Source organism: Streptomyces sp. ADI96-02 (assembly GCF_003846185.1).
Classification (GTDB): Bacteria; Actinomycetota; Actinomycetes; order Streptomycetales; family Streptomycetaceae; genus Streptomyces.
Window position 1 is genome coordinate 3,302,955 of record NZ_ML123034.1, and the last position, 15,154, is coordinate 3,318,108.

A 15,154-nucleotide genomic window follows, 5' to 3' on the forward strand; every position below is an offset into this window, starting at 1 on the left:
GGGCCTGGAGGGCGCGGGCCATCGTCTGGGCCTGCGCGGTGGTGGGCATGCGCTGGGGCGCGACGACGATGCTGCGCGCCTTGTCCGGCGCCTGCTCGGACAGGGCGAGGGTCTGGGCGAGGAACTTCTGGACCGCGAGCGTCGAGGCGTCGGCCCGCGACATGTCGCCCTCGAACATGGTCGACAGCCGGGCGTCCGCGACGACGGCGGTCGTGCCTCCGCCGATCGGCCGGGCCGCCGTCGGCGTGTACGGCAGCCCGCCGGTCTCCCGCAAGCTGTCACTGCGGGCGATCACGTGGTCGGCGCCCGCCGAGGTCGCCACATCGACGATCGACGGATCGACGGCGCCGTTCACGGGCCAGGCGAAGTCGGTGGACGGCTTCACATGAAGAATGGTCTCCACCGTGGTGGCGGCCACCGTGGAGGCGTTCTGCAGATGGCTGAGCGTGCCCGAGACCTTCCTGCCCCGGTGGGCGATGGAGGCCAGGTCGGGGTCGGCGAACGGCAGCGCGATCACCTTGCCGTCCTTCACCACCTTCTCCAGGTCCGTGAGCCACTGCTTGGCGACGTCCTGGTTCCTGCCCGGGACGGTGGTGTCCCCGGACTTGATCTCGTACGTGCCGGCCATCGCCGCGACGCTCGCCAGCAGGTCCGGGTCGACGACCCAGGTCACGGGGAGCTGACTGCCCAGCGAGACCATCTGCGCCAGCCGTCCGCCGGGCGCGATCTCCTCGGCCAGACCGTCGTCGGCGAACACCGGCGTCTGCTGTTCGTCCGAGGCCGTCTCCGCGGTGACGTGCGGGGACGCGATCAGCGGCCACAGAAAAGTCAGGCCGGTCCTGCTGTCGCTCCCGCCGGGCTGCCACGGAAGGAACGAGCGCTCGATGCCCAGGACCGCCTCGTAAGGCGCGGTGGCCGTACGGCCGGAGACGGACACCCCCAGCTGATAGACGCCCGGGTCGTCCAGGCCGAGCTTGGAGACGGGAACGGCGAGGGTGAAGTCCTGGCTGATCCCCTTGCGGAGCTTCGGGACCTTCACCGTGTACGTGCCGCCGATCGCGGCCGGGTCGACGCCGGGGAGGTAACCGGTGCGCTTGGCGGCGTCGTCGACCTCGCCCCGACCCGAGAGCCGGGGGCCGACCAGCAGGTCGACCTCGGCCTTGTCGATCGTCTCCCTGCCCTTGTTGGTGAGCGTGCCGGAGACGGTCAGGGTGTCGCCCTCGGCGGGAACGCTCGGCGAGAGCGTGTCCAAGGACACGTCGACCGTACGGGAGCCCGAGGGCGCCTTGACGGGCTCGGCGGCCTCAGCCGCCCCGGCCCCCGGAACAGCCAGCAGGGCGGCCAGCAGCGGCGCTCCCAGTACCGCGGAGGCTGTGCGCCGCAACCATCGGCGGGCAGGAGAAGGACGCATCCCCTGGAAGTCTGCCGCCTCGGCCACGCGTCTACCCGTCCCTCGTCATCGTCGGATTCGGTCGATCGTTGTCGGTCCTGCGTCCACGCATGGTAACGAGGTGCGCCGGGCCGAAGTGCTGGGGTCCGGGCTACATGATCGCGGGAGCTCCGCAGGGTCCGGGTAAACGATGACGCCCCGGCCGGTCCGGGCACGTACCCTTTTCTGTTGTGCCGAACGCCAACGAACAGAACGCCAGTGCACTGAACCAGGTGCAGCATCGCGCGGTGAACGAGCTGCTGCGCGTGTCCCCGGTCGCCGACGACCTCGCCCGCCGATTCCAGCAGGCGGGATTCACGCTCGCGCTGGTCGGCGGCTCGGTCCGCGACGCGCTGCTCGACCGGCTCGGGAACGATCTGGACTTCACCACGGACGCCCGCCCCGAGGACGTGCTGTCCATCGTCCGGCCCTGGGCCGACGCGGTGTGGGAGGTCGGGATCGCCTTCGGCACCGTCGGCGTCCAGAAGGACGGCTACCAGATCGAGGTCACGACCTACCGGTCGGAGGCGTACGACAGGACCTCGCGCAAGCCGGAGGTCTCCTACGGCGACTCCATCGAGCAGGACCTCGTGCGCCGCGACTTCACCGTGAACGCGATGGCCGTCGCATTGCCGCAGAACGAGTTCATCGACCCGCACGACGGCCTGAAGGACCTCGCCGAAGGCGTGCTGCGCACCCCGGGCACGCCCGAGGAGTCCTTCTCGGACGACCCGCTGCGTATGCTGCGCGCCGCGCGCTTCGCTGCGCAGCTCGACTTCGAGGTGGCTCCCGAGGTCGTGACCGCGATGAGGGAGATGGCCGGGCGGATCGAGATCGTCTCCGCGGAACGGGTGCGGGAAGAGCTCAACAAGCTCCTTCTGTCCCGGCACCCCCGCAAGGGGCTGGGACTCCTGGTGGACACCGGGCTGGCCGGCCATGTGCTGCCCGAACTCCCCGCCCTGCGGCTGGAGAGTGACGAGCATCACCGTCACAAGGATGTCTACGAGCACTCGCTGACCGTTCTGGAGCAGGCCATCGATCTGGAGGAGGACGGACCCGACCTCGTGCTGCGCCTCGCCGCGCTGCTGCACGACATCGGCAAGCCGCGAACCCGCCGCTTCGAGAAGGACGGCCGCGTCTCCTTCCACCATCACGAGGTGGTGGGCGCCAAGATGACGAAGAAGCGCCTGACCGAGCTGAAGTACTCCAACGACGTGGTCAAGGACGTGTCGAAGCTGGTCGAGCTGCATCTCCGTTTCCACGGCTACGGCGACGGTGAGTGGACCGATTCCGCCGTCCGCCGGTATGTGCGTGACGCCGGACCGCTGCTCGACCGGCTGCACAAGCTGACCCGGTCGGACTGCACGACGCGCAACAAGCGCAAGGCGAACGCTCTCTCCCGGACCTACGACGGCCTGGAGGAGCGGATCGCTCTGTTGAAGGAGCAGGAGGAGCTCGACTCCATCCGGCCTGACCTGGACGGCAACGAGATCATGCGGATCCTTGAGGTCGGCCCTGGCCCGGTGATCGGCAAGGCGTACGGGTTCCTGCTGGAGCTGCGGCTGGAGAACGGGCCGATGGCGAAGGACGCCGCCGCGAAGGCGCTCAAGGAGTGGTGGGCCGAGCAGCAGAGCTGAGACCGGGCGATGTTTCACGTGAAACATTAGCCGCCACCATGGCCGAGGGGCGATGTTTCACGTGAAACATCGCCCCTCGGTGCATTCGGTCTCCGGTCACGGCTGGTGGTCGGTATGCCGGCGGCGGAATATCGTGACCGCGACGATCGCGTACAGCCCGGCCACTCCCGCCAGTAGCGCGACGGACCTGCCGTCCGGCGGAAGCATCAGGGCCGCGACCGCCGCCGCGCTCACGAACGCCACGTTGAAAAGCACGTCGTAGAGAGAGAAGACGCGACCGCGGAAGGAGTCGTCCACCGCGGTCTGCACGACCGTGTCGGTCGCGATCTTCGATCCTTGGGTCACCACGCCGAGCACGAAGGCGGCGATCAGCATCGGGATCGGGGCGAAGGGGAGCCCCAGGGCCGGCACCAGGATCGCCGCCATCCCCGCGCAGGCGGCGATCCACCCGTACCGGCCCAGCCGCGCCACGGCCCACGGCGTCACCAGAGCGGCGACGAAGAAGCCGGCGGCCGAGACTCCTACCGCCAGGCCGAGCAGGGCCAGCCCGTCGGACTCGGTCCGTGACCACGCGTAGCGGCACAGCATCAGCACCATCACGGTGAGCGCGCCGTAGCAGAAGCGGATCACCGTCATCGCGGCCAGCGCCCGTGCGGCCTGGCTCCGCTCCGCCAGATGGCGCAGGCCGGCGGCGAGCCCGCGGGCCGCGAGGGCCACGGCGGCCCGGAACCGCAGGGTGCTTCCGTCGGGATCCGGCCCCAGCAGTGTGCGCGGCAGGCTCAGCGACGTCAGCGCGGACAGCAGGTAGAGCACGGCCCCCAGCAGGACGACCGCCGCATCGGAGTCGCCGGCCGCCAGGCGGACGATGAAGGCGAGGCCGCCCCCCGCGGTAGCCGCCAGGGTGCCGGCCGTCGGGGAGAGCGCGTTGGCGACCACGAGCCGCTCGTCGTCGACGACTCGGGGCAGAGCCGCCGAGAGGCCTGCCAGGACGAACCGGTTCACGGCCGTGACGCACAGGGCCGATGCGTAGAAGAGCCAGTCGGGCGCCGAGGCGAGGATGAGCAACGCGGTGCAGCAGGCCAGGGACGCCCGCAGGAGATTCCCGTAGAGGAAGACCTGACGCCTCGGCCAGCGGTCCAGCAGGACACCGGCGAAGGGGCCGATCAGCGAGTACGGGAGGAGGAGCACCGCCATGGCCGAGGCGATGGCGGCGGCCGACGTCTGCTTCTCCGGGGAGAACACGACGTAGGCGGCCAGAGCGACCTGGTAGACGCCGTCGGCGGCCTGGGAGAGGAGTCGCACGGTCAGGAGACGGCGGAAGTCCCGTAGGCGCAGCAGGGTCCGCAGATCACGCGCGACAGACATGGGAGCAAGCGTCACACACGTCGGGGGTCCGCGGGCGGATTGCCCGGGGACCCCCGACGTACGGCAGACAGGGGAGCGTTGCCGCTCCGTGTCCGTCCGAGACTGTCAGCCGTGCGGGACGGTTCAGCGCTCGGTGTCGCCGTTGATGAACTTCTCGACGTTCTCGCGGGCCTCGTCGTCGAAGTACTGCACGGGCGGGGACTTCATGAAGTAGCTGCTCGCCGAGAGGATCGGGCCACCGATGCCGCGGTCCTTGGCGATCTTCGCCGCACGGACGGCGTCGATGATGACGCCGGCCGAGTTCGGGGAGTCCCACACCTCGAGCTTGTACTCCAGGTTCAGCGGGACGTCTCCGAAGGCGCGGCCCTCAAGACGGACGTAGGCCCACTTGCGGTCGTCCAGCCAGGCCACGTAGTCCGACGGGCCGATGTGGACGTTGTCCGCACCGAGCTCGCGGTCGCGGATCTGCGAGGTGACCGCCTGCGTCTTGGAGATCTTCTTGGACTCCAGGCGCTCCCGCTCGAGCATGTTCTTGAAGTCCATGTTGCCGCCGACGTTCAGCTGCATCGTGCGGTCGAGGACGACACCGCGGTCCTCGAAGAGCTTCGCCATCACACGGTGCGTGATCGTGGCGCCCACCTGGGACTTGATGTCGTCGCCGACGATCGGGACACCGGCCTCGGTGAACTTGTCCGCCCACTCCTTGGTGCCGGCGATGAAGACCGGGAGGGCGTTGACGAAGGCGACCTTGGCGTCGATGGCGCACTGCGCGTAGAACTTCGCGGCGACCTCGGAACCGACGGGCAGGTAGCAGACGAGAACGTCGACCTGCTTGTCCTTGAGGATCTGCACGACGTCGACCGGGGCGTCGGCGGACTCCTCGATCGTCTCGCGGTAGTACTTGCCGAGACCGTCGTGGGTGTGGCCGCGCTGAACGGTCACGCCCGTGTTCGGGACGTCCGCGATCTTGATGGTGTTGTTCTCACTGGCGCCGATGGCGTCCGCGAGGTCGAGGCCGACCTTCTTCGCGTCGACGTCGAAGGCGGCGACGAACTCGACGTCGCTGACGTGGTAATCGCCGAACTGGACGTGCATCAGGCCGGGCACCTTGCCGGCCGGATCTGCGTCCTTGTAGTACTCGACGCCCTGCACCAGCGAGGCGGCGCAGTTGCCCACGCCTACGATGGCTACGCGAACCGAACCCATTCCCGTTGCTCCCTGTGTGATCGGTGATTCCGATGAAGTCCTCGCAAAACGCGGTGACTTCACTTGGCGGTGTCGTCGGACGGATCCGGCGGGGAGTGGTCCCGGTGCCGGGGCAGGCCGCCCGTCTCTCCTGATGTGTCCTGCTGAGAAGAGCCCTCGGGCGAGGATCGTCGCTGATCCCGTCCCGACCGCTCGCTCTCGATGAGCTCGTTCAGCCAGCGCACTTCGCGCTCCACGGACTCCATGCCGTGCCGCTGCAGCTCAAGTGTGTAGTCGTCGAGTCGTTCACGGGTGCGGGCGAGCGAGGCGCGCATCTTCTCCAGCCGCTCCTCCAGCCGGCTGCGCCGGCCTTCGAGCACCCGCATCCGCACCTCGCGCTCGGTCTGGCCGAAGAACGCGAAGCGGGCGGCGAAGTGCTCGTCCTCCCACGCGTCCGGACCGGTGTGCGAGAGGAGCTCCTCGAAGTGCTCCTTGCCCTCCGCCGTGAGCCGGTAGACGATCTTCGCCCGCCGTCCCGTGAGGGACGACGCGGAGGACGACGGCCGTCCGGCGGCGGACGGGGCGTCCGCCTGCGGATCGGCGGGCTCCTCGATCAACCAGCCGCTGGCGACCAGCGTCTTGAGGCACGGGTAGAGGGTCCCGTAGCTGAACGCGCGGAAGATCCCCAGCGAGGTGTTGAGACGTTTGCGCAGCTCATAGCCGTGCATCGGGGACTCGCGGAGCAGACCGAGGACGGCGAACTCAAGGATGCCGGACCGTCGGCTCACCGGTGCTTCCTCCTTCTGCCGTCGTCCTCGCGGAGACCCTCAGGGGCTCCACTGCCCTTGCTTATGCCGCTCTGATGTATCGACTCGATACATCTGCACGATAGATCGGTCCGTACGGTTCGACAAGGGCGACCTTCGTGAACGGCGTCACATCCTCAATAACTGGGAAGCGACTTGCGGTATTTGGGGTGAAGTTCGGCCCTAGGTGGGTTTTGACCGTGCGTAGTCTGTGCGGCATGCAGACCACCGGGAACCGCGAGGCGTTGTCGTGCGTCAGTTATCGCGGACTGCCAGATGTGCTGCGGATGAGTCTCCCGCAGGGGTTGTCCGTAATTCGGGGGGACCGGATCTCAACTGCCGCTTCCAGGCGCTCTCGCCTGCCCGAGGAGTAGTCGTTCCATGAGCGAGCACCGTCGCAAAACGCCTGAGCCGCAAGGTGGCGGGCGCGCCGCGGCCAGACGAGCTGCCCAGCAGTCCACCGGACGCCGGGCAGCTCCGTCACGTAGAGCCACCACCGCGTCACCTTCCGAATCACCGTCCGAGCCGTACGGGGACGAGCCCCAGTACGGCAGCCGCGCCGAGGCCCGTCGCGCCGCTCAGCGCGGCGGCCGTCGCCGCGGTGCGGAAGCCTCCGGCGGAGCCGGGGGCCGCGGCGCGGGCAACGCAGGGGGACGCCGACGCGGGGGCGGCGGCTCCGAGGGGCCGCGCGGCCGAGGACGCGACGACGGGCGACCCGGCAAGAAGCGCCTGATCGACTACCCGCGTGCCGGAAAGTACGGATTCCGTCGTTGGGTGCCCTCCTGGAAGCTCGTGGCGGGCCTCTGCGTGGGCTTCCTGGCGCTGCTGATGGGCGTGGGCGGCATTTCGTACGCCCTGGTCGCCAAGCCGAACATCCAGGACGCGGCCAAGGCGCAGAACAACGTCTACTACTGGGCCGACGGCACGCAGATGGTGGCCACCGGCGGTGCGGTCAACCGCCAGGAGATCAGCTACGAGCAGATCCCCGTGGCGATGCGCAACGCCGTGGTCTCGGCGGAGAACAAGTCCTTCTGGACGGACAAGGGCATCGACCCCAAGGGCATCGGCCGGGCGCTGTTCAACATGGCCACCGGCGGGGAGACCCAGGGCGGCTCCACGATCACGCAGCAGTACGTCAAGAACTCCCGGCTCAGCCAGGACCAGACACTCACGCGCAAGTTCAAGGAACTCTTCATCACGCTGAAGGTCGCCGGTGAGGACGACAAGCGCGAGGTGATGGCCGGCTACCTGAACGTCTCGTACTACGGCCGCGGCGCCTCCGGTCTCCAGGCCGCGGCCCGTACGTACTACGACAAGGACGCCAAGGACCTCGACCCCAGCGAGTGCGCCTTCCTGGCGACGCTGCTGAAGGGGGCCAGCTACTTCGACCCGGCCGGCGCCCCCGAGATCGACTCCAAGAACGCGACGAAGGAGAAGAACACCGCGCGCGCCAAGGACCGCTGGAAGTGGATCCTCGACGAGCAGGTCAAGGACGGCGCGATGACGCAGGCGGAGCGGGACACGTACACGAAGTTCCCGATGCCGAAGCCGTCCAAGTCGAACGCCAAGCTCAGCGGCCAGACGGGTTACCTGGTGGAGCTGGCCAGGAAGTACTTCCTGGCCAACAACGACCGCGGCTACTCCGCCAAGGACATGGAGCTCGGCGGCTTCGAGATCCACACCACCTTCCAGCGGGGCAAGGTGGAGCAGCTCACCAAGGCGGTCAACAAGGTCTACAAGGCCAAGATCAGGCCGAAGGATCGCCCCAAGACGGACACGCACGTCGAGTTCGGCGGGGCCTCGGTGGACACGAAGACCGGCGCCATCCTCGCCACGTACGGCGGGCAGGACGCCACGGAGCACTACACGAACAACGCCGACGCGACCGGTGCGCAGGTGGGCTCCACGTTCAAGCCCTTCGTGCTGGCCGCCGCCATGCAGTACGGAGTGCGCGACCCGAAGCTCGGTCCGGAACAGAGCAACTCCGAGCGGACCCCGGTCTCGCCCAAGAGCATCTACAACGGTGACAACAAGCACCGCGTCACCCAGTACAACGGCGAGGTCTGGGAGGACGAGAACAAGAAGCAGTGGCTCCAGACCAACGACGGCGACCAGAACTACGGTCCGATCACCCTGCGGTACGCCATGGAGCAGTCCGCCAACTCACCGTTCGTCCAGCTCGGCATGGACGTCGGGACGGACAAGGTGAAGGACGTCGCCGTGGCGTCCGGCCTCAAGGACGACGAGTTCATGGCGAACTCCACCGTCCCTTCGTTCTCCATCGGCACCTCCTCCCCCAGCGCCATCCGGATGGCCGGCGCGTACGCCACCTTCGCCACGAGCGGCATGCAGAACGACACGTTCTCGGTCACCGAGGTGAAGAAGAAGGGGGAGACCGTCTACCAGCACAAGAAGAAGTCCAAGCGCGCCTTCACCCCGGCCATCGCCGACAACATCACCGATGTGCTGAAGAACGTGGTGGAGAACGGCACCGGCAAGCCCGCACGGCTGCCCGGCCGCGAAGCGGCGGGCAAGACGGGTACGACGGACGGCAACAAGTCAGCCTGGTTCGTCGGGTACACCCCGCAGATCTCGACGGCGATCAGCATGTTCCGGCTGGACGACGACGAGACCAACACCAAGCGCCAGTTCGAGAAGATGTTCGGTACGGGTGGTGAGGCGAAGATCCACGGAAACTCGTTCCCGGCATCGATCTGGCACGACTACATGGTCGGAGCGATGAAGGGGAAGAAGGTCCTCTCGTTCCCGGAGCCGACCCCCCTGGGCGAGACCGTGTACGGCGGCGGCGAGGTCAGCCCGAGCCCGACGCCGAGCCCGACGCCCTCCCCGACGCCGTCCGAGGACCCGACGGAATCCCCGTCGCCGTCCCCGACCCCGTCGCCCTCCAAGAGCGAGTCCTGCGGTCCCCTGGACCTCGACTGCGAGAACCCCAACGGCGGCGCGAACGCCGGGGCCGACGGCGGCGCGAACGGCGGGCCCGGCGGGGACACCACCGGTACCACCGAGGGCGGTCAGAACGGCGGAGCGGCCAACGGCGGAGCGGCCAACGGCGGTGCCGCCGAAGGCGCGGCGGAAGGCGCCAACGGAACGAACGGCACCAACAACGGCGGTCTATGGAGCGGGGCCGACGGCGGTTAGCCGCCCCGTCCGCAGGCCCGTGAGGGCCGACGGCAGCCGAGCGAGGGCCGCCGCACCCCATCCGGTGCGGCGGCCCTCGCCGCGTTCCGGGTGACCTCCGCCCCCGACCCGTGCCGCACGCCCGTGTCCCGGAGCCGTCCGTGCCCGGACCCGCCACCCCGTACGGCAGGATGTCGGCATGCCAAGCCCCAGCGCAGAAGAGACGAGCGTGCCCCAGGAGCGGCCCGTCGTACGGCCCACCGACCAGGACGAGGTCGCCGCGGCGGGCAGCGAGCTGATCGGTGGCCGGGTGGGCCGCTGGGCGCGGCTCGGCGACGGTCCGCTGACCCCGGTGCGGGTCGTCGCCCTGGTGGCGATCGGCATGTTCGCCCTCGGCATGGTGCAGAAGATCCCCTGCTACGAGTGGGCCTGGTTCCGCGGCGCCACCTCGCAGTACACGCACGCCTGCTACTCCGACATTCCGCACCTCTTCCTGGGCCGCGGCTTCGCCGACGGGCTCGTGCCGTACTTCGACCGGCTGAGCGGCGACATACAGTACCTGGAGTACCCCGTGCTCACCGGGGTGTTCATGCAGGTGGCCGCCTGGCTGACGCTGACACCCGACAGCGACCCCATCCAGCAGCGCGAGCAGATGTACTGGATGGTCAACGCGGGCATACTGATGATCTGCGCCGCGGTCGTCGCGGTGTGCACCGTGCGTACGCACCGCCGCCGCCCCTGGGACGCCCTGCTGGTCGCCCTGGCCCCCGCGTTCGCCCTCACCGCCACGATCAACTGGGACCTGCTGGCCGTCGCCCTGACGGCCGCGGCGATGCTCATGTGGTCGCGGGGCCGGGTGCTCGCCTTCGGCGTCCTCATCGGTCTGGCGACGGCCGCCAAGCTCTACCCCGTCCTGCTGCTCGGCCCGCTTCTGGTGCTGTGCTGGCGGGCCGGGAAGTGGCGGGAGTTCGGTGTCGCGGCGCTGGGCGCGGGTGCGGCCTGGCTGGCGGTGAACCTGCCGGTGATGATCTACGCCCCCGAGGGGTGGCGGAAGTTCTACACGTTCAGCCAGGAGCGGCCCATCGACTTCGGCTCGTTCTGGCTCGTCATCACCCAGCGCACCGGCGACCCCATCGACGTGGAGACGGTCAACACCGCGTCGGTGGCCCTGATGATCCTGTTCTGCGCCGGCATCGCGGGGCTGGCGCTGGCGGCGGAGCGGCGACCGCGCTTCGCCCAGCTGGCGTTCCTGGTGGTCGCCGCGTTCGTCCTGACGAACAAGGTCTACTCACCGCAGTACGTGCTCTGGCTGATCCCGCTGGCCGTCCTGGCCCGGCCCCGGTGGCGGGACTTCCTGATCTGGCAGGCGTGCGAGGTCCTGTACTTCCTCGGCATCTGGTTCTACCTGGCCTACACGAGCGGCGGGGACCAGCACCAGGGGCTGCCGCAGGAGGGCTACCAGCTCGCGATCGTGCTGCACCTGCTCGGCACGCTGTACGTGTGCGCCCTGGTCGTCCGGGACATCCTGGCGCCCGGCAGGGACCCGGTGCGCCGGGACGGCACGGACGACCCGTCGGGCGGGGTGCTCGACGAGGCGCCGGACGCCTTCGTGCTGGCCCCGCGTCCGGACCGGTCCCGGCCGGCGCCGAACGCGGTCCGGGGTCCGCAGGAAGAGCGGCGCGCGGTCCCCGGCGACTGAGCCGGGGCGCGGCGAACGGGCTGCGGACGGTTCGGCGTGCCCCGGGCGCGGGGCACGCCGTCGCGGCTCAGCGCTCCACGAGCCGGTCGAACTGCGTGGTCGTGTGGCGCAGATGGGCGACCAGTTCGTCGCCCACCTTCGGCTCCTGCGCGTCCGAGGGCACGAACAGGATCGACACCTGCATGTGCGGCGGCTCGGCGAACCACCGCTGCTTGCCCGCCCAGACGAACGGCGACAGGTTGCGGTTGACCGTGGCCAGGCCGGCGCGGGCGACGCCCTTGGCCCGGGGCATCACACCGTGCAGCGCCTTGGGCGCCTCCAGGCCGACCCCGTGGGACGTGCCGCCCGCGACGACGACCAGCCAGCCGTCGGATGCCGTCTTCTGCTGGCGGTAGCCGAACCGGTCGCCCTTGACCACCGGAGTGACGTCCAGGACGGCCCCTCGGTACTCGGTCGCCTCGTGGTCGCCGAGCCAGAGCCGGGTCCCGATGCGGGCGCGGAAGCGGGTCTGCGGGAACTGCTGCTGGAGCCGGGCCAGCTCCTCCGCCCGCAGGTGGCTGACGAACATGGTGTGCAGCGGCAGCCGGGCCGCGCGCAGCCGGTCCATCCAGCCGATGACCTCCTCCACCGCGTCCGAGCCGTCGGTGCGGTCCAGCGGGAGGTGCAGCGCGAAGCCTTCGAGGCGTACGTCCTCGATCGCCGCGTGCAGCAGACCGAGCTCCTCCTCCTTCACTCCGTGCCGCTTCATCGAGCTCATGCACTCGATGACGACTCGCGCGCCCACCAGGGCGTACACGCCGTCGACGGAGGAGACGGAGCGGATCACGCGGTCCGGCAGCGGGACCGGCTCCTCGCCCCGGCGGAAGGGGGTGAGGACCAGGAGGTCGCCGCTGAACCAGTCCTTGATCCGGGCCGCCTCGTAGGTGGTGCCGACGGCGAGGGTGTCGGAGCCGAAGCGGATCGTCTCGTCGGCGAGCCGTTCGTGGCCGAAGCCGTAACCGTTGCCCTTGCAGACCGGTACGAGACCGGGGAACTGGTCGATCACCGACTTCTGGTGCGCCCGCCAGCGCGCGGTGTCGACGTAGAGGGAGAGCGCCATGGCCGGCCCGGAACCTTTCTGGTGGCTGCGGTGAATCAGGGAGGAGAGCAGGGAGGAGAGCGGACGGGGAAGGAGACGACCGGTGCCGGAGTGTCCTTCGGAGCGCGGGTCAGCGGCGCGACATGTAGATGTCGAGCGCCTTGTGCAGCAGCTTGTTGAGGGGGAAGTCCCACTCGCCGACGTACTCGACGGCCTCGCCGCCCGTGCCGACCTTGAACTGGATCAGGCCGAAGAGGTGGTCGGTCTCGTCCAGGGAGTCGCTGATGCCGCGCAGGTCGTAGACGGTCGCGCCCATCGCGTAGGAGTCGCGGAGCATGCGCCACTGCATCGCGTTGGACGGCCGGACCTCACGCCCGATGTTGTCCGACGCGCCGTAGGAGTACCAGACGTGTCCGCCGACGACGAGCATCGTGGCGGCGGAGAGGTTCACGCCGTTGTGCCGCGCGAAGTACAGCCGCATCCGGTTGGGATCCTCGGAGTTGAGGACCGTCCACATGCGCTGGAAGTACGAGAGCGGGCGCGGCCGGAAGCGGTCGCGCACGGCGGTGATCTCGTAGAGCCGCTGCCACTCGGCCAGGTCCTCGTAGCCGCCCTGGACGACCTCGACGCCCGCCTTGTCGGCCTTCTTGATGTTGCGGCGCCACAGCTGGTTGAAGCCCTTGAGGACGTCCTCCAGCGAGCGGTTGGCCAGCGGAACCTGGAAGACGTAGCGGGGCTGCACGTCGCCGAAGCCGGCTCCGCCGTCCTCGCCCTGCTGCCAGCCCATCTTGCGCAGCCGGTCCGCCACCTCGAAGGCGCGCGGCTCGATGTGCGTGGCCTCGACATCGCGCAGCCGCTTCACGTCCGGGTCCTGGATGCCGGACTTGATGGCCGTCGAGTCCCAGCGCCGGATGACCACCGGCGGGCCCATCTTCACGGAGAAGGCGCCCTGCTGCTTGAGATGGGCCAGCATCGGCTGGAGCCAGTCGTCCAGATTGGGCGCGTACCAGTTGATGACCGGGCCCTCGGGAAGGTACGCGAGGTAGCGCTTGATCTTGGGAAGCTGGCGGTACAGGACGAGGCCCGCACCGACCATCTCGCCGGTCCTGTCGAACCAGCCGAGGTTCTCCGAGCGCCATTCGGTCTTCACGTCAGCCCACGCCGGGACCTGGCAGTGACTGGCCGAGGGCTGGCTCTGGATGAACGCCAGATGCTGCTCTCGGCTGATGGTCCTCAGGGTCAGGCTCATGCGGGGGCGCTCCTCGGCAGGTCTGTTCCCCATCGGTCAGGGGCTCCGGCTCTCGCGCCGAAGCCTACTGCGACCGAGGGGCGCCCGTTCTGGCGCTGCCGTGACGGAACGCCGGTCGGGCCGGTGCGACCGCGTCGGCGACCGCCCCGGCGGGGAGCCGGTCAGGTGATGACGCCGCCGAAGAGGCCGCCATGCGCCATGCCGAGGTAGAAGCCGACGGCGGACGAGCCGAGGCCCATGATCAGCCCGAACCGCTCCCAGGTCGTGCGCGAGATGAACTGCCCGTAGAGACCGGTCAGGATCCCGATCAGCCCGGCCCACGAGCTGATGAGGTGCAGGTTGTGGAACATCGCGGTGACGAACGCGAGGATTCCGAGCACCCCGGTCACCGCCATCAGGGTGTCCTGGAGCGGGTGCGGCCTGCCGTCGGTCGCGAAGAGCGAACCGGTGGGGCGGCGGCCGGCGGCGGGCCGGCTGCCCGAGGGGCGGATGGTCTGTGCCATGGAGTACCTCCTGGCCGGACGGGCGGTGGAATGTAGCGCCTCTCACACCGCATCTGTCTCGATTGTGCCCTCTGAGCTCCGGATTTCAACCGGAAGCCGGTCTACGGGTAGTCTGTACGGTCTGCACCGGTGTCTGCCCAGGCCAGCACGGCGAGCCCCTCCTCAGGAACGTTCACGGGAGCGGATTGTCAGTGCCGGGTGTTCTCCTCGGGGGACACTGTTGCTCACGCATCACGACCCTCCTGCCACGGAACGACCGTGGCCGCTGAGTCCAAAGGAGGTGGGTTCCACATGCGTCACTACGAGGTGATGGTCATCCTCGACCCCGATCTCGAGGAGCGAGCAGTCTCCCCGCTGATCGAGAACTTCCTCTCCGTTGTCCGTGAGGGCAACGGAAAGGTGGAGAAGGTCGACACCTGGGGCCGTCGTCGGCTCGCTTACGAGATCAAGAAGAAGCCCGAGGGCATCTACTCGGTCATCGATCTGCAGGCCGAGCCTGCGATCGTCAAGGAGCTCGACCGCCAGATGAACCTGAACGAGTCGGTCCTCCGGACCAAGGTCCTCCGTCCCGAGATCCACTGAGCTTCTAGCTCAGCGGTCATCGGGTTCGAGTAGCAGCAAGCAGCCAGAAGCAAAATCCCGCCGAGAGGTTCATCCATGGCAGGCGAGACCGTCATCACGGTCGTCGGCAATCTCGTCGACGACCCCGAGCTGCGCTTCACCCCGTCCGGTGCGGCGGTCGCGAAGTTCCGTGTCGCGTCCACTCCCCGCATCTTCGACCGGCAGACCAATGAGTGGAAGGACGGCGAAGGCCTGTTCCTCACCTGCTCGGTCTGGCGTCAGGCGGCGGAGAACGTCGCGGAGTCGCTTCAGCGAGGCATGCGCGTCGTCGTGCAGGGCCGGCTGAAGCAGCGGTCCTACGAGGACCGCGAGGGCGTCAAGCGCACGGTCTACGAGCTGGACGTCGAGGAAGTCGGCCCCAGCCTCAAGAACGCCACGGCCAAGGTCACCAAGACCACCGGTCGCGGCGGTCAGGGCGGCCAGGGTGGATACGGCGGAGGCCAG

Annotated in this window: 12 protein-coding genes; 5 read left to right on the forward strand and 7 right to left on the reverse strand. The window is 69.0% G+C overall.

Annotation, left to right across the window (positions count from 1 at the left end):
* A partial coding sequence (locus EES43_RS14425; RefSeq protein ID WP_241192425.1) for a DUF6049 family protein occupies positions 1–1,438 on the reverse strand: 1,438 nt, incomplete at its 3' end.
* A 182-nt stretch (positions 1,439–1,620) separates the two neighbouring features.
* On the opposite strand from EES43_RS14425, the gene EES43_RS14430 reads away from it, so the two are divergent.
* Positions 1,621–3,066, forward strand: coding sequence for a CCA tRNA nucleotidyltransferase (locus EES43_RS14430; RefSeq protein WP_124269108.1), 1,446 nt, complete (start codon positions 1,621–1,623; stop codon positions 3,064–3,066).
* 96 nt (positions 3,067–3,162) lie between these two features.
* Here EES43_RS14430 and EES43_RS14435 read toward each other — a convergent pair whose 3' ends face one another.
* The 3 genes from EES43_RS14435 to EES43_RS14445 form a co-directional block, all read right to left on the reverse strand.
* Positions 3,163–4,431, reverse strand: a complete 1,269-nt coding sequence (locus EES43_RS14435; RefSeq protein ID WP_124269109.1) for an MFS transporter — start codon at positions 4,429–4,431, stop codon at positions 3,163–3,165.
* Between the two features lie 123 nt (positions 4,432–4,554).
* The gene (locus EES43_RS14440) at positions 4,555–5,637 is read right to left on the reverse strand and encodes an inositol-3-phosphate synthase (RefSeq protein ID WP_124269110.1); all 1,083 of its coding nucleotides are present in this window, start codon (positions 5,635–5,637) and stop codon (positions 4,555–4,557) included.
* A gap of 59 nt (positions 5,638–5,696) precedes the next feature.
* Entirely contained in the window at positions 5,697–6,404 is a 708-nt protein-coding gene (locus EES43_RS14445) for a PadR family transcriptional regulator (protein WP_124269111.1), read from the reverse strand.
* A gap of 399 nt (positions 6,405–6,803) precedes the next feature.
* Between EES43_RS14445 and EES43_RS14450 the strand changes: the two genes are divergently transcribed.
* Together EES43_RS14450 and EES43_RS14455 are read left to right on the forward strand one after the other, a co-directional pair.
* Positions 6,804–9,581, forward strand: a complete 2,778-nt coding sequence (locus EES43_RS14450; protein ID WP_124269112.1) for a transglycosylase domain-containing protein — start codon at positions 6,804–6,806, stop codon at positions 9,579–9,581.
* Positions 9,582–9,759: 178 nt separating this feature from the next.
* Positions 9,760–11,259: a glycosyltransferase family 87 protein gene (locus EES43_RS14455; RefSeq protein ID WP_124269113.1), complete on the forward strand. Its 1,500-nt coding sequence runs from the start codon at positions 9,760–9,762 to the stop codon at positions 11,257–11,259.
* Between the two features lie 67 nt (positions 11,260–11,326).
* On the opposite strand, the gene EES43_RS14460 is transcribed toward EES43_RS14455, so the two are convergent.
* The 3 genes from EES43_RS14460 to EES43_RS14470 form a co-directional block, all read right to left on the reverse strand.
* A complete protein-coding gene (locus tag EES43_RS14460) occupies positions 11,327–12,358 on the reverse strand; it encodes an alanine racemase (RefSeq protein WP_124269114.1) in 1,032 nt (343 codons plus the stop codon).
* A gap of 109 nt (positions 12,359–12,467) precedes the next feature.
* Positions 12,468–13,586, reverse strand: coding sequence for a lipid II:glycine glycyltransferase FemX (locus EES43_RS14465; protein ID WP_124269115.1), 1,119 nt, complete (start codon positions 13,584–13,586; stop codon positions 12,468–12,470).
* A gap of 161 nt (positions 13,587–13,747) precedes the next feature.
* Positions 13,748–14,089 carry a hypothetical protein gene (locus EES43_RS14470; protein WP_124269116.1) on the reverse strand — a complete coding sequence of 114 codons (342 nt, stop codon included), beginning with the start codon at positions 14,087–14,089 and terminating at the stop codon, positions 13,748–13,750.
* Between the two features lie 291 nt (positions 14,090–14,380).
* On the opposite strand from EES43_RS14470, the gene rpsF reads away from it, so the two are divergent.
* Complete coding sequence (rpsF, locus tag EES43_RS14475) at positions 14,381–14,671, forward strand: 30S ribosomal protein S6 (protein WP_030930552.1); 291 nt, start codon at positions 14,381–14,383, stop codon at positions 14,669–14,671.
* A 75-nt stretch (positions 14,672–14,746) separates the two neighbouring features.
* On the forward strand, positions 14,747–15,154 hold a 408-nt coding region (locus EES43_RS14480; protein ID WP_164493176.1), incomplete at its 3' end, for a single-stranded DNA-binding protein.